At 66.6% G+C, this 20,753-nt stretch carries 23 protein-coding genes; 10 read left to right on the top strand and 13 right to left on the bottom strand.

Annotation, left to right across the window (positions count from 1 at the left end):
* Nucleotides 1-11 precede the first annotated feature (11 nt).
* The 3 genes from ASC68_RS03465 to ASC68_RS03455 all read left to right on the top strand — a co-directional run bounded on the left by ASC68_RS03465 (nt 12) and on the right by ASC68_RS03455 (nt 3,889).
* A complete protein-coding gene (locus ASC68_RS03465) occupies nt 12-572 on the top strand; it encodes a TetR/AcrR family transcriptional regulator (protein WP_055874764.1) in 561 nt (186 codons plus the stop codon).
* Between the two features lie 70 nt (nt 573-642).
* On the top strand, nt 643-1,419 hold the full coding sequence (locus tag ASC68_RS03460; RefSeq protein WP_055874761.1) for an SDR family NAD(P)-dependent oxidoreductase: 777 nt from the start codon (nt 643-645) through the stop codon (nt 1,417-1,419).
* Between the two features lie 313 nt (nt 1,420-1,732).
* Nucleotides 1,733-3,889: a sodium-translocating pyrophosphatase gene (locus tag ASC68_RS03455; protein WP_055874758.1), complete on the top strand. Its 2,157-nt coding sequence runs from the start codon at nt 1,733-1,735 to the stop codon at nt 3,887-3,889.
* A gap of 45 nt (nt 3,890-3,934) precedes the next feature.
* Here the strand turns inward: ASC68_RS03455 and ASC68_RS29420 are convergent, their stop codons facing one another.
* The 3 genes from ASC68_RS29420 to ASC68_RS03445 are packed head-to-tail and all read right to left on the bottom strand — an operon-like array spanning nt 3,935 to nt 5,283.
* Entirely contained in the window at nt 3,935-4,171 is a 237-nt protein-coding gene (locus ASC68_RS29420; protein ID WP_349236236.1) for a hypothetical protein, read from the bottom strand.
* An 11-nt stretch (nt 4,172-4,182) separates the two neighbouring features.
* Nucleotides 4,183-4,857, bottom strand: coding sequence for a DUF3445 domain-containing protein (locus tag ASC68_RS03450; RefSeq protein WP_349236235.1), 675 nt, complete (start codon nt 4,855-4,857; stop codon nt 4,183-4,185).
* A gap of 33 nt (nt 4,858-4,890) precedes the next feature.
* Nucleotides 4,891-5,283, bottom strand: a complete 393-nt coding sequence (locus ASC68_RS03445) for a metalloregulator ArsR/SmtB family transcription factor (RefSeq protein ID WP_055875967.1) — start codon at nt 5,281-5,283, stop codon at nt 4,891-4,893.
* Nucleotides 5,284-5,405: 122 nt separating this feature from the next.
* Between ASC68_RS03445 and ASC68_RS03440 the strand changes: the two genes are divergently transcribed.
* Entirely contained in the window at nt 5,406-6,389 is a 984-nt protein-coding gene (locus ASC68_RS03440; protein WP_248310484.1) for an acyl-CoA desaturase, read from the top strand.
* A gap of 14 nt (nt 6,390-6,403) precedes the next feature.
* Here ASC68_RS03440 and ASC68_RS03435 read toward each other — a convergent pair whose 3' ends face one another.
* The 3 genes from ASC68_RS03435 to ASC68_RS03425 form a co-directional block, all read right to left on the bottom strand.
* Complete coding sequence (locus ASC68_RS03435) at nt 6,404-6,790, bottom strand: YciI family protein (protein ID WP_055874755.1); 387 nt, start codon at nt 6,788-6,790, stop codon at nt 6,404-6,406.
* Between the two features lie 251 nt (nt 6,791-7,041).
* Nucleotides 7,042-7,866, bottom strand: coding sequence for a polysaccharide deacetylase family protein (locus ASC68_RS03430; RefSeq protein ID WP_055874752.1), 825 nt, complete (start codon nt 7,864-7,866; stop codon nt 7,042-7,044).
* 71 nt (nt 7,867-7,937) lie between these two features.
* A complete protein-coding gene (locus ASC68_RS03425) occupies nt 7,938-8,831 on the bottom strand; it encodes a DUF3445 domain-containing protein (protein WP_082527855.1) in 894 nt (297 codons plus the stop codon).
* A 79-nt stretch (nt 8,832-8,910) separates the two neighbouring features.
* Between ASC68_RS03425 and ASC68_RS03420 the strand changes: the two genes are divergently transcribed.
* Together ASC68_RS03420 and ASC68_RS03415 are read left to right on the top strand one after the other, a co-directional pair.
* Entirely contained in the window at nt 8,911-9,561 is a 651-nt protein-coding gene (locus ASC68_RS03420) for an NAD(P)-binding oxidoreductase (protein ID WP_055874747.1), read from the top strand.
* On the top strand, nt 9,561-10,301 hold the full coding sequence (locus ASC68_RS03415) for an aminoglycoside phosphotransferase family protein (protein WP_055874744.1): 741 nt from the start codon (nt 9,561-9,563) through the stop codon (nt 10,299-10,301). The genes ASC68_RS03420 and ASC68_RS03415 overlap by 1 nt, the downstream gene beginning before the upstream one ends.
* Before the next feature lie 75 nt (nt 10,302-10,376).
* On the opposite strand, the gene ASC68_RS03410 is transcribed toward ASC68_RS03415, so the two are convergent.
* Entirely contained in the window at nt 10,377-11,342 is a 966-nt protein-coding gene (locus ASC68_RS03410) for an NAD(P)-dependent alcohol dehydrogenase (protein WP_055874741.1), read from the bottom strand.
* 105 nt (nt 11,343-11,447) lie between these two features.
* Here ASC68_RS03410 and dinB point away from each other — a divergent pair, with 105 nt between their 5' ends.
* Nucleotides 11,448-12,695, top strand: coding sequence for a DNA polymerase IV (gene dinB / locus ASC68_RS03405; RefSeq protein WP_055874738.1), 1,248 nt, complete (start codon nt 11,448-11,450; stop codon nt 12,693-12,695).
* 143 nt (nt 12,696-12,838) lie between these two features.
* Here the strand turns inward: dinB and ASC68_RS03400 are convergent, their stop codons facing one another.
* Nucleotides 12,839-13,420 (bottom strand): dihydrofolate reductase family protein, encoded by a 582-nt coding sequence (locus tag ASC68_RS03400; RefSeq protein WP_055874735.1) that lies wholly within the window; start codon nt 13,418-13,420, stop codon nt 12,839-12,841.
* A 141-nt stretch (nt 13,421-13,561) separates the two neighbouring features.
* Between ASC68_RS03400 and ASC68_RS03395 the strand changes: the two genes are divergently transcribed.
* A complete protein-coding gene (locus ASC68_RS03395) occupies nt 13,562-14,713 on the top strand; it encodes a serine hydrolase (RefSeq protein WP_055874732.1) in 1,152 nt (383 codons plus the stop codon).
* 100 nt (nt 14,714-14,813) lie between these two features.
* Here the strand turns inward: ASC68_RS03395 and ASC68_RS03390 are convergent, their stop codons facing one another.
* From ASC68_RS03390 to ASC68_RS03375, 4 genes are all read right to left on the bottom strand, one after another.
* Nucleotides 14,814-15,113 carry a GIY-YIG nuclease family protein gene (locus ASC68_RS03390; protein ID WP_055874730.1) on the bottom strand — a complete coding sequence of 100 codons (300 nt, stop codon included), beginning with the start codon at nt 15,111-15,113 and terminating at the stop codon, nt 14,814-14,816.
* A gap of 157 nt (nt 15,114-15,270) precedes the next feature.
* Nucleotides 15,271-15,966, bottom strand: a complete 696-nt coding sequence (locus tag ASC68_RS03385) for an RNA polymerase sigma factor (RefSeq protein WP_055874728.1) — start codon at nt 15,964-15,966, stop codon at nt 15,271-15,273.
* Nucleotides 15,967-15,979: 13 nt separating this feature from the next.
* A complete protein-coding gene (locus ASC68_RS03380; RefSeq protein WP_055874724.1) occupies nt 15,980-16,510 on the bottom strand; it encodes a plastocyanin/azurin family copper-binding protein in 531 nt (176 codons plus the stop codon).
* Nucleotides 16,507-16,929: a DUF5602 domain-containing protein gene (locus tag ASC68_RS03375; protein WP_055875962.1), complete on the bottom strand. Its 423-nt coding sequence runs from the start codon at nt 16,927-16,929 to the stop codon at nt 16,507-16,509. The genes ASC68_RS03380 and ASC68_RS03375 overlap by 4 nt, the downstream gene beginning before the upstream one ends.
* A gap of 507 nt (nt 16,930-17,436) precedes the next feature.
* On the opposite strand from ASC68_RS03375, the gene ASC68_RS03370 reads away from it, so the two are divergent.
* Both ASC68_RS03370 and ASC68_RS03365 read left to right on the top strand, forming a co-directional pair.
* Nucleotides 17,437-18,921, top strand: a complete 1,485-nt coding sequence (locus ASC68_RS03370) for an MDR family MFS transporter (RefSeq protein WP_055874721.1) — start codon at nt 17,437-17,439, stop codon at nt 18,919-18,921.
* Nucleotides 18,922-19,057: 136 nt separating this feature from the next.
* A complete protein-coding gene (locus ASC68_RS03365) occupies nt 19,058-19,891 on the top strand; it encodes an SMP-30/gluconolactonase/LRE family protein (RefSeq protein ID WP_055874718.1) in 834 nt (277 codons plus the stop codon).
* A 133-nt stretch (nt 19,892-20,024) separates the two neighbouring features.
* Here ASC68_RS03365 and ASC68_RS03360 read toward each other — a convergent pair whose 3' ends face one another.
* A complete protein-coding gene (locus ASC68_RS03360) occupies nt 20,025-20,645 on the bottom strand; it encodes a chloramphenicol phosphotransferase (RefSeq protein WP_055874715.1) in 621 nt (206 codons plus the stop codon).
* Nucleotides 20,646-20,753 lie beyond the last annotated feature (108 nt).

Below are 20,753 nucleotides of genomic sequence, written 5' to 3'. Positions count from 1 at the left end.
CGGAGCGTGCGATGAAAGTCTCCCGCGAGCAGGCGACGAAGAACCGTGCCCATGTCGTCGAGGTTGCCGGGGCCCAGTTCCGCAAGCACGGCTTTGACGGTATCGGCGTTGCCGACCTGATGCAGGCCGCCGGGCTGACGCATGGCGGTTTCTACAATAATTTTACCAGTAAGGATGCGCTCGCCGCCGAGGCGGTGACCCAGGTGTTTGCCGAGACCACCCAGCGCCTGCGCCAATACGCGCTGGCCGCCGCCGATCCCTATGCCGCGATGGTCCGCTTCTACCTCTCGCCGGAACATCGCGACTCGATCGAGGCAGGCTGCGCCATCGCCGCATTGTCGCAGGACGCGGCGCGCGGCAGCCCGGAGCTGCGCGCCGCCTTCGAGGTGGGCATCGCCGCCTATCTCGACCTGATCGTCGAGGTCGCCGGCGTCACCCGGCCCCGCGCCATGGCCATCTACGCCACCATGGTCGGCGCCCTCACTCTCTCCCGCACCGTCACCAACCCCGCATTGAGCGCCGACCTGCTGAGCGCCGCGGCCGACGGCCTGCTCGCCGGCAAAGATTCTTAGCCTGCGCCCTTGCGACGATAAATTATGATCATCATGTAACTGGCGTCACGCCATTTGCAGGAGATCGATCATGGCCGCACAAACCGCCCTCATCACCGGAGCCTCATCGGGCATCGGCGAGATCTACGCCGACCGCCTCGCCAAGCGCGGCTACGACCTGGTGCTGGTCGGCCGCAATGCCGAAAAGCTGCAGCAGCTCGCCGCCAGCCTCGCCAGCACGCACGGCATCAAGGTCGAGCGCATCGTCGCCGACCTCGGCGAACCCGCGGGCCTCGCCCGCGTCGAGCGACGCCTCGAAGCCGATCCGGCCATCACGCTGCTGATCAATTCCGCCGGGCTGATCGGTGGTGGTCCGCTGAGCGCCGGCAATCTCGACGAGCTCAGCAGCATGCTGAACATCAACGTCGTCGCCCTCACCCGCCTCGCCGCCGTCGCCGCCAAGGTGTTCGCCGCCCGCGGCAGCGGCGCCATCGTCAACCTCGCCTCGGCCATGGCCTTCATCGACACGCCCGCCGCCGCGGCCTATGCCGCCTCGAAAGCCTATGTGCTGAACCTCAGTCTGTCGCTCGATCTCGATGTGAAGCCACAGGGCGTCCAGGTGCAGGCGGTGCTCCCCGGCTATACCCGCACCCCGATGATCTCCGGCGGCGCTGGCCTGCCCGCTGAAGCGGTGATGGATGCCGACGCCATGGTCGATGCGGCGCTGGCAGGCTTCGACGCCGGCGAACTGGTCACCATCCCCTCGCTCGAAGCCGTCTCTGCCTATGACGACTGGGCGGCACGACGGGTGGCCCTCCGCCCGCATCTGTCGCTGTCGAAGCCTGCGGCCCGCTATACTGCTGCCTGACTGCTGAGCCGGTGCGGGCTGACCCCCACCCTTGATCCCTCCCCCTAAACATGGGGAGGGAGACGGCAGCCTCGATGTCCGTGTGAGGGTCTCCCTCCCCATTCTTCTTAGGGGGAGGGGACAGGGGTGGGGGTCAGCCCGCGCCGGGTTCTCGATTAATTCCGCCGCCCACCCCATCACCCCTACCCCATTGCGCCCCCTGCGGCGATTTGGCACAAGTTTCGCACGCGATCGTCGGGGGGCGAGGAGGAGCGGTTCGCCGCTGCAACTACGGAGCGTTCCCCGGTGACGTCACATCGAGGGAACATTCGTTATGACTCTATTGCTATGGGCGATCGTCGTGTGCGGTCTGCTCTCCATCGTATACGGCGTCGTCACGACGCAGGGCCTGCTCAAGGCCGATGCGGGTTCGGCCCGCATGCAGGAGATTTCCGCCGCAGTGCGTGAAGGCGCCTCCGCCTATCTCCGCCGCCAGTACACCACTATCGCGATTGTCGGCGTGGTCATCCTGATCCTCGCCTTCTTCCTGCTCGGCATTTATGCCGCGATTGGCTTCGCCATCGGCGCCATCCTCAGTGGTGCCGCGGGCTTTATCGGCATGAACGTCTCGGTCCGCGCCAACGTCCGCGTCGCCCAGGCGGCGACCAAGTCGCTGGCCGGCGGCCTCGACCTCGCCTTCAAATCGGGCGCCGTCACCGGGCTGCTGGTCGCGGGACTCGGCCTCCTCGGCGTCACCCTCTACTTCATCGTCCTCACCCAGTTCCTCGGCATCGCGCCGACCAGCCGCATCGTCATCGACTCGTTGGTGGCGCTCGGCTTCGGCGCCTCGCTGATCTCGATCTTCGCCCGTCTCGGCGGCGGTATCTTCACCAAGGGTGCGGATGTCGGCGGCGACATGGTGGGCAAGGTCGAAGCCGGCATCCCCGAGGATGATCCGCGCAACCCGGCCACCATTGCCGACAACGTCGGCGACAATGTCGGCGATTGTGCCGGCATGGCCGCCGACCTGTTCGAAACCTATGTGGTGACCGCGGTCGCCACCATGGTGCTGGCAGCGATCGTCCTCCCCGACGCGTTCAAGCTCGCCGGCATGGTGCTGCCGCTGGCCATTGGTGGCGCCTGCGTCGTCACCTCGATTATCGGCACCTATTTCGTCAAGCTCGGCGCCTCCAACAACATCATGAACGCCCTCTACAAGGGCCTCATCGCCACGGGCGTGCTCTCGCTCATCGTGCTGCTGCCGACCCTGATGTGGGTGTTCGGCGGGCTCGACGTGCAGCTCGGCCTCGAAGGCGGCAAACAGTTCACCCCGTGGAACCTGTTCTGGTGCGGCGTTGCCGGCCTCGTCATCACTGGCCTCATCATCGTCATCACCGAATATTACACCGGCACCGGCAAGCGCCCGGTCAACTCGATCGCCGAAGCATCGGTGACCGGCCATGGCACCAACGTCATCCAGGGCCTCGCGGTCTCGCTGGAATCGACCGCCCTGCCGGCGCTGGTGATCATCATCGGCATCATCGTCACCTATAACCTCGCGGGCCTGTTCGGCATCGCCTTCGCCGTTACCACCATGCTGGCGCTGGCCGGCATGATCGTCGCGCTCGACGCCTTCGGCCCGGTCACCGACAATGCCGGCGGCATTGCCGAAATGGCCGGCCTCGACAAGGAAGTGCGTCACAATACCGACGCGCTCGACGCCGTCGGCAACACCACCAAGGCCGTCACCAAGGGCTATGCCATCGGTTCGGCCGGCCTCGGCGCCCTGGTGCTGTTCGCCGCCTATACCCAGGACCTGCAGTTCTTCTCGGCCAATGCCGCGGAAGGCTCATTCTTCTATGGCCTGGGGCCACTCACCTTCTCGCTCGCCGACCCCTATGTCGTCGTCGGCCTGCTGTTCGGTGGCCTCTTGCCCTTCCTCTTCGGCGGCATGTCGATGACCGCCGTGGGCCGCGCCGCCCAGTCGGTGGTGGTGGAAGTCCGCCGCCAGTTCAAGGAGCGGCCGGGCATCATGGCCGGCACCGAGAAGCCTGATTACGGCAGGGCGGTCGACATGCTGACCAAGGCCGCGATCAAGGAAATGATCGTCCCCTCGCTGCTGCCGGTGCTGTCACCCATCGTCGTGTTCGTCGCCATCTACTGGATCGCCGGCACCGCCGCCGCCTTCTCGGCGCTGGGCGCCATGCTGATGGGCGTCATCGTCACGGGCCTGTTCGTCGCTATCTCGATGACTGCCGGCGGCGGCGCCTGGGACAACGCCAAGAAGAGCTTTGAAGACGGCTTCACCGACAGCCACGGCGTCAAGCACTACAAGGGTTCTGATGCCCACAAGGCCTCGGTCACCGGCGACACCGTCGGCGACCCCTACAAGGACACCGCCGGCCCGGCGGTGAACCCGATGATCAAGATCACCAACATCGTGGCCCTGCTGCTGCTGGCGGTCTTGGCGCACATGACGGGCGTGGCGTAAGCGCTCGCTCCAACCCGCTATGCGGTTATCTGAGGGCCCGGGGGATCACTCCGGGCCCTTCGGCTTCAAGGCGCCGGCGATCTCGCCCAGCCGTTCCACCAGCCGGTCGCGCTCCAGGGTCAGCCCCTTGTAATCGAGCTCGGCAGCCCCGAGCGCCATGAGTTGGGCGACCAGCGAGCTGGCGATCCCTGCCGCCTCCGGGTGCTGCTCCAGCCGCGCCAGCGGATCGACATGGATGCGGATGGCGAACAGGATATCGCCGCTCACCGGCAGCTTCCGCAAAGTCTGCCGTTCTACCCGCAGGAAGACGCTTGCCGCCGTTCGCCTGTCCCGAAACGCCGTGTGCCGGGATCTGCCGTCTCGGGGTGATGCAGCCGGTCGTCCCCATAGAGCGACCAGTTCCAGCGGATCATTGGCACTTCGGGCCGCGCGTTGTCGAACATGCGCTGGATCAGCTGTGCATTCCGTGTCCCGGCACCGAATCCGGGGACGGGCCCGTGCACCTCATGCAACGGCCGCCCGAACTTCTCCCTGAGCGACCATGAGGAGGGGAAGCAGAGCGAGGCGGCCGCGAGCCACCAGCCCGCCTCGCCGCGCCGCATCAGCACCAGATCTTCCTGCACCAGGCTTGCCGCCATCCGCAGCTGCGCCTCGCCTGGCACGCCAAGCGCCACGCGCTTCCCGGTGGGCATGATCTCGACCCCGTCACCAATCCGCCGATAGTGCTGGGGGAATTGCGTCGCAAGGTGCTCCGCCAGCAATGCCAGCACCTCGGCCTGCGCTTGCTCCGTTCCTGGCTCGGCAACAAACACCGACCCCGGGTGCGCCGCGCTCACCCGCTCCTTCTCGGCGAGATCTGCCGCCAGACGGTCGTCGACCTCGATCCAATCGGCAAGCGGAAGCGGCTTCACGCCGATCTGGAAGAGTTTTGAGGATCCGTCATAGGGCGTGTGGAGAGATACCGTCATGTCCGCGACATTGGCCTGGACCCGGCCTCCCCTTTAGCGGTCGGTCCCGTCGGCAACTTTGCGCTCTGCCAGCGCCTTGCTTTCGCGCTTCAGCGGCCGGCCCACCGGGCACACTTCCTGAGCGAAGCCGGTCAGCGTGTTGGTCAGGTTGTTGGGGATCAGCGAGTAATGGATGAACTGGCCGCGGCGCTCTTTGGCGATCAGCCCGGCGACCTCCAGCACGCTGAGGTGCTGCGAAATCGAGGGTTTTGACATGTTGAAGCGCGCCGCGATCTCGCCCGCCGTCAGCGAGGTATGCGCCAGATAGGCGAGGATCCGCCGGCGTGGCGCCGAAGCCAGGGCCTCGAACACGCGCTGAAACGCGCCATCGGGACTGACCACTTCCTCGACGGCGCTGGACAGCTCCGCGTCGACCTTATCTGGCATCGTCTCGTCCATCCGTCCATCATTTAGGTAATTAGCCTATTGCCTAATCAAATAGGCACTGCTAAGCATTTCGGCAATTAGTTCATCGCCTAAATACCTCAACCGCGCAAGGCTGAAGCGCCATGACGATGACCAATTCGACGCATGCCCTGTCGACCCGCCGGATGTATGCCGAGCCATTGAGCGACCCTGTGGCGGGAACCGTACGCTGGGCTCCCGGAAAATCCCTCTGGACCCTGTCGCTGACCGGCATCGCGCTGGTGTTCGCGCCGCTGACCTTCAGCCTCGACGCGCTGCTGCTGTTCCTCGTCACCACCGCAATCACCATCTGCGCCGGCCACTCTGTGGGCATGCACCGGCTGCTGATCCACCGCTCGTTCAAGACCCACATCGTCATCGAACACGTGCTGGTCTATCTCGGGACGCTGGTCGGCATGGCCGGCCCGTTCGGGATGATCTACGCCCATGACATTCGCGACTGGGCGCAGCGGCAGACCGACTGCCACCCGCTCTATGCCCATCGCCGCTGGTTCCTCATCGATGCCTGGTGGCAGATGCACTGCGTCGTGGCGCTGGACCACCCGCCCCGCTTCACCATCGAGCCGCGCACGGCCAATGACCGCTTCTACCGGTTTCTCGAGCGGACCTGGATGCTGCAGCAACTGCCCTGGGCGCTGCTGTTCCTCGCCCTCGGCGGCTGGGGTTGGGTGGTGTGGGGGATCGCGGCGCGGGTCGCGGTTTCGCTCACGGGCCACTGGCTGGTCGGCCATTTCGCGCATCGGCGCGGCCACCAGGGCTGGGCGGTCGATGGCGTCGCAGTGCAGGGCTACAACCTGCCGGCTGTCGGTCTCATCACCTTCGGCGAGGCCTTCCACGGCAACCATCATGCCTTTCCGGAATCGGCACGGCTCGGACTCGAACGTGGGCAGATCGATCTCGGCTGGTGGCTCATTCGGACGCTGATGGCGTTGCGACTGGCAAGCGAGATACGCCTGCCGGAGAACCTCACCCCGCGCGACGGGTTGCGGCGTCTAGCCGGAGCCGATTGCGGCCGGCGATGCGCCGGCTGCCCGTTCGGCGCGGCAAGCGTGGCGCCGAGCCGGTAGCGCCGGGCTCTCCCCTACGCCACCTCCGGACGCCCGCGCCCGGTCACGCTATCCAACTGCTCCAGCGCCGGCCGCACTTCGATGCTTGCGACCCGCATGATCGGGCTGGTCTTGGCCAGGGCAATCGCCTCGTCGATATCTTTGGCCTCGATCAGGAAGAAACCGCCCAGGTGCTCCTTGGCCTCGACGAACGGCCCGTCGGTGCTGGAGAATTTTTCCGCCCGCTGCCGCACCGTCACCGCCGCCTGCGGCGCTTCGAGCGGCTGCGCCAGGATCAGCTTGCCGCTATCGCGCAGCCGCCAGTCGAAGGCGATCGAATCGTCGGCCAGCTGGCGGCCTTCGGCTTCGGTCAGTGCGCCGATAGCGACGCTGTCGATATAGACGAGACACACGAACTTCATTTGAGGCACCTCCTGTTGCGAGGCTAGTCGAAGCGCGGTGGGAGGATTCGACATTCCGGAATCACCGGCCTCTCGGTGCTCCTCCACCGTGAAACGGGGAGGGGGACCGCCGAAGGCGGTGGAGGGGGCGGCAGGATGCGCCGGTGTTTGTGGCCGCCCCCTCCACCAGCTTCGCTGGTCCCCCTCCCCCGCTACGCGGTGGAGGGCCACTGCGAGCCCGGTGCACCACCATTTGCGAGGTCCCTGCCGGATTACCGGCTCCGCAGCTGCTCGCGGAACCCCCGCATCCCCACCAGTTCCAGCCCGAGTTCGGCGTAGATCCGCTCAACCGCACCCGAGCGGAACAGCTCGTACTCGGCGAGCCGCAGCGGTGCGTCGTCCGAGATCATTGCGATGTCGCCCGGCTTGGTGAAGTGGAAGGCCCCCCAGTTCAGCCCCGGTTTGGCGCTGTCGAGGATACCGCGATAGTCCGCCGCCGTCGGGCTGAGATTGCCGAACGGCGTCGACACCACGCCGTCGAACAACGGATTGCCGCGCGCCGCCGCCTGCGCCCAGGCGCGGTCGAGCGCCACTGACGGTTCGACCCAGGCATCCTGCGGCCCCGGCAGGAAGATCGGCAGCGAGTAGTAGGCGCCGAGCTGCTCGTAGAGCTCGACGAACTCGGGCAGCCAGACCGTTCCCATATGCGCATCGAGATGCGTGACATCGATGCCGGCCGCGAGCGCCGCATCGATCTGCGCCCTGAGCTCGGCCTCCACCGCCGCGAGGTCGGCACCCTGCGTATCCGCCACCCGGCGCGGCATGAAGCCTTCGGCGTCGCACATGCCGTTATCGGCGGTGCCGGTCATCGGCCGCCAGCGGAAGCGGTCGAACTCTGATGTCAGCGTCAGGTGCACGCCGATATCGAGCTCGGGGTTGTCGCGCGCCAGCTGCGCCATATGCGGGAACCACGGACACGGCACCATCACCGAGCCGCAGGTCACCACGCCCTGCTCGCAGAGCTCGAGGAACGCCATGTTGGCGCTCCAGCTCGCCCCCAGATCGTCGTGGTGCACCACCACCTGCCGCCCAGTCATCGAATCGTCTCCCTGGTTCTCCGACAGCTGTCGGCACCGTCTGCTACCGTAGAGTTCCGCCGGGCCGAACGCTACGGGCCGAGCATTTCCCGCAGCCGCCGGATCAGCCGCCCGCGCTCCAGCGTCAGCCCCTTGTAGTCGAGCTGCTCGGGCGTCAGCGCTTCCAGTTGATCGATCAGTGGTGCGGCGATCGACGCGGCGTCCGGATGCTTTTCCAGCGCCGCGAGAGGATCGACATGGATCCGGATGGTGAACAGCATGTCGCCACTGAGCGGCAACCGTCGCAGCGTCTGCCGCTCGACCCTGAGGAACACGCTCTGCGCCCGCTCCCCCGGCCCGAAGCGCAGCGCACCAGGATCGGCGGTTTCCGGGTGGTACAGCCGGTCGTCGCCATAGAGCGACCAGTTCCAGCGGACCATTGGCGTTTCGGGCCGCGCGTGATCGAACATGCGGGTCATCAGCTGGGCATTTCTCGTAGTGGGACCGAAGCCTGGCACCGGCCCATGCACATCATGCAACTGTTGCCCGAACTTATCCCGAAGCGACCACGACGAGGGAAACGACAGCGAGGCGGCGACCAGCCGCCACCCGGCGGCGTCCCGCCGCATCAGCACCAGGTCCTCCTGCACCAGCTGGGCTGCCAGCCGCAGCGGCTCGACTTCGGAATCGAGCGAGACGCACCGGTTGGCCGGCACGACCTCGATCCCCCTGGCCGACCGGCGGTATAGGCTTGGATGTCGTTCGACGAGATGGTCTGCAAGCAGCTGCAGGACCTCCGCCTGCGCCGCTTCAGTCCCCGCCTCAGCCAGGAACACCGCCGCCGGGTGGGTTGCCGCCACGCGCTCCTTTTCGGCGAGATCGGCCGCGAGCCGCTCGTCCACTTCGATCCAGTCACCCAGCTCGAGCGGGCGGATGCCGATCTGGAATAGTTTCGCCGAGCCATCATATGGAGTGTGGAGCGTCATGGCCTGACTTTGGCGACCGGGCGCCATTGTCGCAAGCCGGGCTTTGTTGCACGCTCACGGAAAGACAAAGAGAAACCAGATGCGCATCATCGTCATTGGCGGCAGTGGCCGCACCGGTATCCTGATTGTCGAAAAGCTGGTCGCAGCCGGCCACTCGGTGGTCGCCACCATCCGCAACCCCAGGCACATGGCCGAGACGGTGAAGCGTGGCGCCGAGACCATCGTGCTCGATCTCGACAAATCGCCGCTGAGCGATTTCACCACCACCATGAAAGGCGCCGACGCCGTGGTGTTCGCCGCGGGCTCGGCCGCCGGCGAAAGCAGCGCACTCGATCGCATCGGCACCCGCCGCACCGTGCATGCCGCCGAGAATGCCGGGGTGAAGCGCTACCTGTCGATCTCCGCCATCGGCGCCAGCACCGGGCTTTCGATCCGCTCGATGGATGACGAGATGAAGGACTATTACAAGCAGAAGCGCGCCGCGGCGAAGTTCATCACCAGCTCCAGCCTCGATTGGACCATCCTCGAGCCGGGCGAACTCACCGATGGCGGCGGCACCGGCAAGGTGCTGCTGAGCCAGCAGGCGATCAACGAGGAGTCGGTGCCGCGCGAGGATGTCGCCGCCGTCACCGTGGCGCTGCTCGAAGAGCCCAAGTCGGCCGGCAAGGTGCTGCAACTTACCCGCGGCACGCAAACCATCGCCACCGCCCTCAAAGCGGCGCTCAGCTGATGGATCAGAAGATCGGCCCACTGCTCGGCTCCGGCAAGATGGCGGAAGCCTTCCATTACGGCGACCACGTGGTGAAGCTCTATCGCGACCCTACCAATCGCTCGGTGGCCTTCGGCGAAGCCGCCATCCTCGCCATCGTCGGCGATCATGGCCTGCCGACCCCGGCGGTACACGCAGCCGGTCCCTATGCCGGCCGCTGGGGCCTCGTCATGGACCGCGCCCCGGGCCAGCCGCTGGCCAGCCTCGCCGCCGCCGACCCGGCGCTGCTGCCCGCGGCGCTCGAGGCCATGGTGCAGCTCCACCTCGCTATCCATGCCCGCACCGAAGTTCGCCTTTCGCCGCTGAAGCCGCGCCTCGCCGACCGCCTCGGCCGCGTCGACCTCGAGGCCGCACTGCGCGCCAGCCTGCTGGAGCGGCTGGCGGAACTGCCAGAGGGCAACCGCCTCTGCCATGGCGATTTCCACCCCTTCAACATCATCGGGCCGCCCGGCGCCGCGATGATCGTCGATTGGCCCGACGCCACCTCCGGCCCACCCGCCGCCGACGTCGCCCGCTCCTACCTCCTGATGCGCCACGGCGCCGGCCACGAGTTGGCCGACGCTTACCTCGAACGCTACCTTGCTACCGGTGCGCTGACCGAAACCGAGGTCCGCGCCTGGCTGCCGATCATCGCCGCGGCGCGGTTGGCCGAGAACGTGCCGGAGGAGAACGAACGGCTGCTGGCGCTGGCGCGGGGGTAGCTGGCCTCGAACTCACCCACCGGTGTTCTTAGCTGGGTTCGAGCCTCAAGAGGCTCCGCAACGGCCCACACGCCCTCACGGCACCACCACCAGCTTCCCCAGCGCCTGCCCGGCGCCGATCCGTTGAAACGCCGCCGCCGTCTCCGCCAGCGGATAGACCCGGTCGATCGCCGGCGTCACCGCGCCGGCCGCGATCAGCGCCCCGAGCTCCGTCAGCTGCCCCGCATCCGGCTGGTGCAGCACCAGCCCGAGCTGCTGCCCGCCAGGCTTCGAGCTCATCGCCCCGAGCGTTGCCACGGCAAGGATGGTCGGTGTCGTGCCACCCACCACCGCCAGCCGCCCGGTAGGCGTGAGCGTGCGGCGGAACTGCGCCAGCGGCCGCGACGCCACCATGTCGATGATCAGGTCATACCGCTCTGTGCCCGCCGCAAAGTCCTCGGCGCGATAGTCGATCACCCGCTCCGCCCCCATCCTGCGCATCAGCTCGAGCTTCGCTGCCCGGTCGACGCCGGTCACGTCAGCACCGGCGCGCTTTGCCAGCTGGATCGCAAACGTTCCGGCGCCGCCACCCCCGCCATTGACCAGCACCTGGTCGCCGGCCCGCACCTCGCCCTTCCAACGCACGCCTTGCCACGCCAGCAGGCCCGCCTGCGGCGTCGCTGCGGCGGCTTCGAAGCTCACCGGGTCGGGGATCCTGGCCAGCACCGCTTCCGGCGCCGCGACATACTCGGCAAACCCGCCCCAGTTCGCCCCGCTGAGATCGCCGAACACCCTGTCGCCAACGGCGAGGCGACTCACCCCTTCGCCCAGCGCCTCGACGATGCCGGCAACGTCGGCGCCGAGGATCGCGTGCTGCGGCCGCCACAACCCGCCCAACCGCGCGAGGAACGGCTGGCCGCGTAAGAGGTCCCAATCCCATGAATTGAGTGACGCCGCCTTGACCCGGATCAGCACCTCGCCCGGCCTCGGAACCGGCTGCGCCACCTCGGCGAGCCGCAGCTGCTCCACCCCGCCATATGCCGAATAGACCATTGCCCGCATCGCGCCCTCCCGATCCCCCGCAGCACCATCCGCCGCCGGCGAGCCGCTTGACAAGCCCAACGCTTCGTTCGCTTTATGTTCTCATTGCGCCACGGAGAATCCCGGATGGAGCCCGCCGCCACGATCCTCCACGCCGATCTCGATGCCTTCTACGCTTCGGTCGAGCAGCTGCTGAACCCGGAGTTGCGCGGCAAGCCGATTGCCGTCGGCGGCGGCGTGGTGCTGGCCGCCTCCTACGAGGCCAAGGCCTTCGGCGTGCACGGCGGCATGTCCGGCTGGGCGGCCAAGGAACTCTGCCCCGAGCTGATCTTCACCGGCGGCCATTTCGAGGAGTACCAGCGGCTGGGCGACGCGGCGATCGGCATCCTCGACGACTACACCCCACTGGTCGAGCGCATCTCGATCGACGAAGCCTTTGCCGATGTCGCCGGCTGCGAGCACCTGTTCGGCAGCCCCGAAACCATTGCCCGCACGGTTCGCGCCCGCGTCCGGGCCGAGCTCGGCCTCCCCATCTCGGTCGGCGTGGCGCGCACCAAGCATCTGGCCAAGATCGCCTCGCAGGTGGCCAAGCCCGATGGTCTCGTGGTGGTCGATCCGGTGCGCGAGCTCGAGTTCCTGCACCCGCTGCCGGTGAGCCTGATGTGGGGCGTCGGCCCGGTCACCGAGGGCAAGCTCGAGGACGAGGGCATCCTCACCATCGGCCAGCTGGCCGAACAGCGCACCGAGTGGGTGCAGCATATCCTCGGCCATGCCGCCGGCGAAAAGCTCAGCGCGCTGGCTTGGAACCGCGACCCGCGCGGCATCGTCACCAACCAGCGCGCCCGCTCCGCCGGGGCCCAGTCGGCGCTCGGCAAAAAGCCGTTCATCGAACGGATCTACCGGCCGACCCTGCATCACCTCGCCGATCGCATCGCCTCGCGGCTCAGGGTGAAATCCTGGCACGGCCACACCATCACGGCGCGTGTCCGCTTCCGCGACCTGCGCGCCGTCACCCGCTCGATCACCATCGACCAGCCGATTTCGGCCACTGTGAGCCTCGCCGAGATCGCCGAGGACCTGGTGCGGGTCGTCCAGGCCGATCACCCCGACGAGCGCACCATCACCCTGCTCGCCATCTCGGTGGCCCAGCTCGAGCGCGATCCGCTGGTGCAGCTCGAACTGCCGCTCGACCTCGCCGACGACGCCCGCCGCCCCGGCACCCGGCGCGGCGCCTCGCGCCTTAGCGCCGATCGGGCCATGGACGCCGTCCGCATCCGCTTCGGCCGCGAAGCCATCGGCTATGCCTCGGCGACGCTCGAGCTCGATCGCTCAGTCCCCGACGCCTTCCGCGGCTTGGCGGAAAAGCCGCTGTAGAGCGCATCAGCACTTTGTGATTGAGCTCGGCCTGGCCTACCCACCGGGTGTCATCCCTGCGAAAGCAGGGACCCAACTCACAGCCCGCGCCAGCCGATAGATGGCTCCCTGCTTTCGCAGGGATGACACCGCAGGTGATTGGTTCATTCGTGAACAGGCTGAGCCCGGCGATAGATCAGCTTCATCACCCCGCTGTCGAAGCGTTCGCTGTCGATCAGCTCGATATCGAAGCGCCGCTCCAGGTTGTCGAGCAACCGCCGGCCCTTGCCGAGGACGATCGGGTGAATCAGCCAGTGATACTCATCGACGAGGCCGAGATTGGTCAGCTGCTGCACGATGGTGGCGCTGCCATAGGTGAGGATATCACCGCCCGCCCGCGCCTTGAACGCATTGACCTTGGCCGCATCGAGCTCCCGCCACAGCTCCGAGGTCGGCCACTTCGCCGCCTGCAGGTTGTGCGAGATCACCACCTTGTGCAGCGCATTGATCCGCTCGGCATAGGTCTTCTCCCACGTCGCGGCATTGGGGTTAGCGGGAACAGCCGGCCAGTACTGCGCGAAATCCTGATAGGTGCCCTTGCCGAGCAGCAGGCTGCTGGCGCCGTTGACCAGCCCGATCTCGTAACTCGACAGCTGGTCGTCGCCGCGGATCCAGTCCATCTCGCCCATCGGGCCGGCGATGAAACCGTCGAGGCTGATCCAGTGTGTGCTGATGAGCTTGTTCATTCACCTTCTCCGTAATCAACAAGATTGTTAATCAACATAATTGTTGATTACGCCGTGAGGCCGGCCCTGTCAAGCGAGGCAGCCGCATTTCCGCCATCCATGCCTGCGAGCCATTTGCGCCAGGGGTTTTGGGGGATTTCGTTGCGCAAACTGCTGATCGCGCTGGTGCTGGTGCTAGGTGGTGCGGTGACGGCCACCTTGGCCTATGCCCCCTACCTGCCGCAGCTGGTCGCCGAGGGCGTGCCGCCGCTCATCTGGCCGGCGCCCGGGCATTTCGCCAGCATCGAGGGCGCCGCAACGCCGCGTAATCTGCACGTCGCCGAAGCAGCCAGCACCCGTCCATTGCAACCCGACCTCGAGGCCGCCTTCACCGAGAAGCGCGGCAAGGCCTTGCTCGTCGCCCGCGCCGGACGGCTCGAACTCGAGCACTACGCGCCAGGTCTCACTGCCGAAACCCGCTTCAACTCGTTCTCGATGGCCAAAAGCCTCGTCGGTGCGCTGATCTACAAGGCGCTGGCCGAAGGTCGGCTGCAGAGCCTCGACCAGACCTTGGGCGAGCTCCTGCCCGATGATCGTGGCCTTGCCGGCGTCACGCTACGCGCCCTGCTGGCGATGCGCAGCGGCATTGCCTTCGACCATGGCGAGGGCAAAGCCGGCGCCGTCAGTGGCGACAAAACCGTCGATACCTCAGCCAACCCGTTCGGCCCGCTGGCGCGGCTGCATTTCCTCGGGCTCGGCGCCATCGAGGGCGGCCTCGTCACCGACGCCAGGACGGCGTCCGAGTTCAACTACCAGAACGTCAACACCGCGCTGCTCGGCGAGGTGCTCGAAACTGTCTATGGACAGGGCCTCGAACACCTGCTGGCCGAAAAGCTCTGGCGCCCGGCCGGCGCGGCGTCCGCCGCCTGGCGCCAGCCGGCTGCGGGCGCCCCGGTTTCCGCCTATTGCTGCATCTACGCCGCGGCGCGCGACTGGATCCGCATCGGCCAGTACCTGGTCGAGAACGGCACGCCGGCAGCGCCCTTCCTCCCCGCCCCGCTGTGGCGCGAGTTCCTCGGGCTCGATGTCGGCACTGCCGAGCGGCTCAAAGACCATTATGGCCAGCACCTGCGCCAGAACGTCCTCGATCGCGCCGGCCAGGCGCTGCAGGGCCCGTTCACCTACCTGATGGGCCAGCGCGGCCAGGTGCTCTACCTGCTCCCCGAACAGCAACTGGTGGTCTATCGCGCCGGCGAAACCGTGCAGCTGCTGCACTCGACGCTGTACGGCGCCTGGAACAGCATTTCGGAATAGGGTTGGTGTGGATGACGACGCTTGTTTGGCACCTGAGGTTACCCCACCCACGGTGTCACCCCGGCGAAGGCCGGGGCCCATCCTGAGATGCTGCAGTAATTCACCGCTCGCCCGTCACCTCTGGATACAGATCGCGCCAATCCGGGTTGCGCGCTTCGATCAGTCGAATCTTCCACGCCCTGTGCCATTCCTTCAGCCGCTTTTCACGCTGGATGGCAGCCTCGGCGTCCTCGTGCACTTCGTACCAGACGAGTCGCTTGACGCCGTAGCGTTTGGTGAACCCCTCGAACCAATCGTTCTTATGCTGCCAGATGCGCACTTCGGGATCGCCGCTGACGCCAACGTAGAGTGTTCCGTTCTTACGGCTCGCCATGATGTAGACGATGAAGACCTTGCTCATCGCGGTACTCAAGCATGCTTGGGGCAAGCTCGTCAGCGGACTTTGCGGCTCCGAGGATCATCTCGGTATCTCAGGATGGGCCCCGGCCTTCGCCGGGGTGACACCGTGGATGTGGGACGGTCAGTGTCCGGTAGGGTGCGTAGTAGAAATAAAGCGATCAAGCCCCGCGCAGCACCGCGATCACCCGCTCTGCCATGTTGACGCAACGTGCCCCGTCGAACGGATAGAGCTCGGCGAACGAGCCGCGCAGTTGCTCTTCCAGCACCACGCGCAGCATGCGCCGCGCCCGGTGCAGCCGGGTCTTCACGGTCTCGGGCTTGAGCTGCAAGTGCGCCGCCGTTTCCTCGGTGCTGAGCCCCTCGACGTCGCGCAGGACGAACACCGTGCGAAATCCCTCGGGCAGGCCGTCGATGGCGGTCTCGAGCAACTGGCGCATCTCGGATCGGGCAGCCTCCATGTCGGCGGGGAGTGGGGCGAGCGACAGCGGGAACAGCGACACCAGGCCGGCATCGGCGCTCACCGCCTGGTCGAGCGCTTCGAGCGCGCTGCTGGGCTTGCGGCGCCGCAGCCGCGATACTGCTTCGTTGAGCGCGATGCGGGTCAGCCATGTGGAAAAGCTGGCCTCGCCGCGAAAGCTCGCGAGCGCCGTGAAGGCCTTCACATAGGTCTCCTGCACCACGTCTTCGGCTTCGCCGTCATTGCGCAAAACGCTCCGCGCCGCGCGGAACAGCCGCTGGTTGTTGCGCTCGATCAAGAGGCGTATGGCGTTCTCGCCACCCTGCCGCGCCAACTCCACCAACTCGGACTCGCTCAGCGCCCGCACTTCGCTCCGTTGTTTCAGCACCGTCAGCATGTGCGCTTCTCCCCTATTCGCGGTGCACCACGGCAGCGGCGATGATCGCCGCGACGTCCGGGAACCCGGCCAGCGCGACCTGTGGCAACTCGGTCAGCGCGGCCCCGGCATTGGCATAGTCGGCGGCGCTAGCGCTCGGCGTGCCGACGACGACGCGGCCGACCATCCCGGCATGCTCGTGCGGCACGCAGTAGTAATCATAGACCCCGGGGACGCTCAGCGTCAGCGAGAACGATTCGTCCGGCAGCAGGTAGTCCGAGTCCCAGGGCGTCGCCGCCTCGGGGATGCGCCGCGGCCGATCGAACAGGCTCGGGTGATAGCTCGTCACCGTGTGCGAATTGCCGAGGTCACGGTTGGTCCAGCGAATCGTCTGGCCTGGCAGCACCAGGATCCCGACCGGATCGAACCACACCTGCGAGCCGTCCGGCGTCCCCTGCATGACGATCTCCACCGTCCCTGCCGCCAGCACCGGCGATGGTCGCAGCAGCACGGCGGCGAGGAGACCCCCGCCGGCCTGCAGCGCCTGTCTGCGCGTCGCGATCATTGCGCCACCCGCGCCTCGTCGGCCACCGGCACATGCCACAGCACGACGTGCACATGCGGCTCCTCGACGCCGGGATGCCCGGCATTGAAATAGACATCGACGTGATCGACATTGCCGCCTGGCGCTGCCAGGTCGTCGAAGCGCTTGTCCGGATTGAGGTCCTTGATCGGCAGCATGTAGATGGTGCTGACCAGCTTGCCATCATGGTCGTAGGCGAGGAACGGGCCGGCCGGCAGCGACGCCGGATCGACATAGAGCTGCCCCATGCCGGGCAGGAAGTCGGGCAGCTTGACCAGCGAGCTGACGGCCTTGAAGGCGCCTGATGGCGGCGACTTGGCGATCTCGGTGGGCACATCATGCGCCAGCACCGGCAGCGTGCCGGCGAGCGTCAGGGCGAGAACGAGCGGCAGGATCTTCATGGTGAACTCCATCATCGGCGCGCCTCGGTGGCGCGTCGAACATTGGAGTGGAGCGGCAGGAAAAGGTTCCCGCGCGGCTCGAGCCGAGGGAAAAGCAAAGGGCCGGAGCAATGCTCCAGCCCTTCGAAATTGTCCGGCGGCACATAGGTAGGGCAACGCCTCAGTTTCTACATATGGGTCACAAGGGGCTTGCTTCAAGCCCCCCACCTTGCGCTACCACCACCGCCACGCGTGCTGACGACCTGGTCCCTCGTCGCGCCCCGACATTGACTCTTGCCTCATCAACGCTTAATCCGCCGCTTAACTATTTTTGCGGCGCACGCTGTCGATTTCGCCACCGGTCGCTCGTCGTACTGGTGAAAGCCAAGGAGATTTCCCTATGACCCCGTCGGTAATTGCCGCGCCCCTGCACGGGCGCTATGCGCCCTGCGGGCTGGCCGCCGCCACCCCATCCGTGCCATTCAGCCTCCCCGATTTTGTTTCCTCTCACCGCAAGGCAGGCCACAAATGACCTCCGAAACGATGACCGATATTCCGTCGACTGCCGCCGCTGCGCCGGTCGATTCGTCCACCGCCGCCCGCAACCGGCTGGTGATCGCGCTGCTGCTTGTCTCCACCTTCGTGGTGTTTCTCAACGAAACCATCATGAGCGTGGCGATCCAGCCGCTGATGACCGATCTGGGCGTCACTGCCAGCGCGGCGCAGTGGCTGACCACGGCGTTCCTGCTCACCATGGCGGTGGTCATTCCGATCACCGGGTTCCTCTTGCAGCGCATCAACACCCGGCCGATCTACATGCTCGCCATGGCGATCTTCTCTGTGGGAACGCTGATCTGCGCCGTCTCGCCGGGCCTTGAGCTCCTGGTGTTCGGCCGCGTCATCCAGGCCGTCGGCACGGCGATCATGATGCCGCTGCTGATGACCACGGTGATGACGCTGGTGCCGCCCGAATCGCGCGGCAAGACCATGGGCAACATCTCGATCGTCATGTCGGTGGCGCCCGCCATCGGCCCGACTATCGGCGGCTTCATCCTCACTCACTTCGAGTGGCGCTTCATGTTCATCCTGGTGCTGCCGATTGCGCTGGCGGCGCTGGCGCTGGGCGCCTGGCGGATGAAGAACGTCTCGACCCCGCGCTCCACCCCGCTCGACCTGATCTCGGTCGTGCTGTCGGTCTTCGCCTTCGGCGGCATCGTCTACGGCCTCTCCGGCTTCGGCGAAGCCGCTGCCGCCGGCGAGCACGGCATGTCGCCGTGGATACCGCTCGGCGTCGGGCTCGTTGCCATGGTGCTGTTCGTGTTCCGCCAGCTCAGCCTCAAGGATAAGGCGCTGCTCGACCTCCGCGCCTTCGCCATCACCAACTACACCCTGTCGGTGGTGATGATGGCGATCGCCATGATGTCGCTGTTCGGCGTCATCATCCTCTTGCCGCTGTTCCTGCAGAACGTCATCAAGCTCGATCCGCTGCAGATCGGCATGATGCTGCTCCCGGGCAGCCTGATGATGGGTCTGCTCGGCCCGATCGTCGGCCGGCTCTACGACAAGTGGGGCGCCACTCGCCTGCTGGTGCCCGGCTCGATCATCGTCAGCGCCGTGCTCTGGGGCCTGACCCTGGTCGATCAGTCGACATCGATCTGGGTGATCCTCGCCGGCCATATCGCGCTCTGCATCGGCCTCGCCATCATGTTCACGCCGCTGTTCACCGCGTCGCTGAGTTCGCTTCCCATGCAGCTCTATTCGCATGGTTCGGCCATCCTCGGCTCGGTCCAGCAGGTGGCGGGTGCGGCCGGCGTGGCGCTGTTCATCGCGCTGATGACCATCCAGTCGGCGGCGCTGACGGCGGCCGGCACCGAGCCGGTGACGGCGCTCGCCGCCGGTATCCGCACCGGCTTCATGACCGGCGCCATCATCTCGCTGTTCGCCATTGTCGCGGCCTTCTTCGTCAAGAAGCCGCCGGCGAACCCCGAAATGGCCGGCATGGGCGGGCACTAACCCCCGACTGCTTCACGTGAATCATTGAACCAATCGGGCGCCGGATCCCCCTCCGGCGCCCGATTTCTTTTGCGGACCTGTCGAAATGGCCGCGCCTCGCCCGACATTGTTTTGAGAGCAATCAGGGAGTTTAGCGATGACCGAGATCACCCAGCTGATGGATGGAATCCTGCTCGGGGAATGCCCGCGCTGGCATGATAACAAGCTCTGGTTCGCCGACTGGGTCGGCCAGAAGCTCTACACCATCGACACCGACGGCCGCTCGACGGTCGAGGCGGAGGTGGCCTCGCTCCCCTTCTCGTTCGACTGGCTGCCCGATGGCCGCATGCTCTTGGTGCACGCCGCCGACAACGAGCTGCAGCTGCGCCAGCCCGATGGCAGCTTTGCCCGCTTTGCCGATCTCTCGAGCCTGTCGGAGCGCGGCTGCAACGAGATCACCGTGCACCCGGCCGGCCACATCTACGTCAACAATGTCGATTTCGATTTCCCCGGCGGCGAGTTCCGCCCCGGCTTCATCGCGCTGGTCGAACCCGACGGCACCAGCCGCAAGGTCGCCGAAGGCCTCGCCTTCCCCAACGGCATGGCGATCCTCGCCGACGGTAAGACGCTGGTCTGCGCCGAATCGTTCAACGGCAACCTCACCGCCTTCGACATCGGCGAGGACGGGAGCCTTTCCAATCGCCGGCTCTGGGGCAATGTCGGGCAGTACGGCAATGACGGCATCTGCGCCGATGCCGAAGGCGCCATCTGGACCTCCACCGGCCCGACCGTGCTGCGCATCCGCGATAGCGGCGAGATCGTCGAAAAGTTCGAGCTCGATCGCATGTGCTTCGCGGTGATGCTCGGCGGCGCCGATGGCAAGACGCTCTACATGATCGCCAACGAGTGGACCGGCAGCGTCGATGTCAGCAAGCCCACCGGCCGGGTGTTCAGCACCAGGGTTGCCGTGCCTCATGCTGGGTATCCTTAGGGGCTGTAAGCCGCGAACGCCGGTGGCCGTGGACCCCACCCTTGATCCCTCCCCGCAAGGGGGAGGGAGACGCAAACTGAGATGCTGGTGTGGGGGTCTCCCTCCCCTTGCGGGGAGGAGACAGGGGTGGGGGTCAGCCCGCGCCGGCGCTAGTTGCCGCCAGCCGCTCGAACGCACTCGGCCTCACCGGCGCGGTAAGCGCGGCAGCAATCACCGCAACGCACTGCTCCGGCGTCATCACTGAGCTGTCCACTTCGAGATCGTAGATCCCCGGCTGGTGTACCGCCTCCTGCCAGCGCCGTACCGGCTCCGGAACCCCGTCGCCCGCCACATAGAAGCCGCCCTGTGGGTCGGCATTGCGGCGCGCCATGATGGTTTCGATCGGGCAGCACACCCCGACGAACAGCACCGGCAAGCCGCTGAGCCGCCGCGCCGACGCCGGGAGAATGCCGAGTGGCCGCGAGTAGCTGTCATGGTGGCCGACATCGACCACCAGGTCCTCGCCGGCGCCTGCCCGTTCGGCGATCTCGTCGTAAAGCTCGGCATAAAGCCGCACCACGGTCGGCTCGAGGTCCGGCCGCTCACCGCCGGGCCGAAGCCCGATCCCCGGCAGCATGTCCTTGGGCAGCGCCGCGTTCATTCGGTCGACGCCGAGGTTCACCCAGCGCCCCGGCAGCTGAGCCACGAGCGCCCGCGCGATCGAAGATTTCCCGGCCCGCGGCGTACCGTTGAGGATGACGATCCGTCCGCCCATTGCTGCCCTCCTATGCGCTGAAAAAGAGAAAGGCGCTCAACCCGTTAGGGGAGCGCCTTTCATTGGCTGGGATCGCGTCGCCGGGAGGGACAGCGCCCCGATCCAACC

It is taken from the genome of Devosia sp. Root105, assembly GCF_001424865.1.
Taxonomy (GTDB): Bacteria; Pseudomonadota; Alphaproteobacteria; order Rhizobiales; family Devosiaceae; genus Devosia_A.
Note: the sequence above shows the minus strand (reverse complement) of the source record. Positions and strands in the feature narration are given on the sequence as shown.

Excerpts from the sequence above, each read along its gene's own strand:
- ASC68_RS03465 (WP_055874764.1), top strand. The coding sequence starts at position 12 with ATGAAAGTCTCCCGCGAGCAGGCGACGAAGAACCGTGCCCATGTCGTC.
- ASC68_RS03460 (WP_055874761.1), top strand. The coding sequence starts at position 643 with ATGGCCGCACAAACCGCCCTCATCACCGGAGCCTCATCGGGCATCGGC.
- ASC68_RS03455 (WP_055874758.1), top strand. The coding sequence starts at position 1,733 with ATGACTCTATTGCTATGGGCGATCGTCGTGTGCGGTCTGCTCTCCATC.
- ASC68_RS03450 (WP_349236235.1), bottom strand. The coding sequence starts at position 4,857 with ATGACGGTATCTCTCCACACGCCCTATGACGGATCCTCAAAACTCTTC.
- ASC68_RS03445 (WP_055875967.1), bottom strand. The coding sequence starts at position 5,283 with ATGCCAGATAAGGTCGACGCGGAGCTGTCCAGCGCCGTCGAGGAAGTG.
- ASC68_RS03440 (WP_248310484.1), top strand. The coding sequence starts at position 5,406 with ATGACGATGACCAATTCGACGCATGCCCTGTCGACCCGCCGGATGTAT.
- ASC68_RS03435 (WP_055874755.1), bottom strand. The coding sequence starts at position 6,790 with ATGAAGTTCGTGTGTCTCGTCTATATCGACAGCGTCGCTATCGGCGCA.
- ASC68_RS03430 (WP_055874752.1), bottom strand. The coding sequence starts at position 7,866 with ATGACTGGGCGGCAGGTGGTGGTGCACCACGACGATCTGGGGGCGAGC.
- ASC68_RS03425 (WP_082527855.1), bottom strand. The coding sequence starts at position 8,831 with ATGACGCTCCACACTCCATATGATGGCTCGGCGAAACTATTCCAGATC.
- ASC68_RS03420 (WP_055874747.1), top strand. The coding sequence starts at position 8,911 with ATGCGCATCATCGTCATTGGCGGCAGTGGCCGCACCGGTATCCTGATT.
- ASC68_RS03415 (WP_055874744.1), top strand. The coding sequence starts at position 9,561 with ATGGATCAGAAGATCGGCCCACTGCTCGGCTCCGGCAAGATGGCGGAA.
- ASC68_RS03410 (WP_055874741.1), bottom strand. The coding sequence starts at position 11,342 with ATGCGGGCAATGGTCTATTCGGCATATGGCGGGGTGGAGCAGCTGCGG.
- dinB (WP_055874738.1), top strand. The coding sequence starts at position 11,448 with ATGGAGCCCGCCGCCACGATCCTCCACGCCGATCTCGATGCCTTCTAC.
- ASC68_RS03400 (WP_055874735.1), bottom strand. The coding sequence starts at position 13,420 with ATGAACAAGCTCATCAGCACACACTGGATCAGCCTCGACGGTTTCATC.
- ASC68_RS03390 (WP_055874730.1), bottom strand. The coding sequence starts at position 15,113 with ATGAGCAAGGTCTTCATCGTCTACATCATGGCGAGCCGTAAGAACGGA.
- ASC68_RS03385 (WP_055874728.1), bottom strand. The coding sequence starts at position 15,966 with ATGCTGACGGTGCTGAAACAACGGAGCGAAGTGCGGGCGCTGAGCGAG.
- ASC68_RS03380 (WP_055874724.1), bottom strand. The coding sequence starts at position 16,510 with ATGATCGCGACGCGCAGACAGGCGCTGCAGGCCGGCGGGGGTCTCCTC.
- ASC68_RS03375 (WP_055875962.1), bottom strand. The coding sequence starts at position 16,929 with ATGAAGATCCTGCCGCTCGTTCTCGCCCTGACGCTCGCCGGCACGCTG.
- ASC68_RS03370 (WP_055874721.1), top strand. The coding sequence starts at position 17,437 with ATGACCTCCGAAACGATGACCGATATTCCGTCGACTGCCGCCGCTGCG.
- ASC68_RS03365 (WP_055874718.1), top strand. The coding sequence starts at position 19,058 with ATGACCGAGATCACCCAGCTGATGGATGGAATCCTGCTCGGGGAATGC.
- ASC68_RS03360 (WP_055874715.1), bottom strand. The coding sequence starts at position 20,645 with ATGGGCGGACGGATCGTCATCCTCAACGGTACGCCGCGGGCCGGGAAA.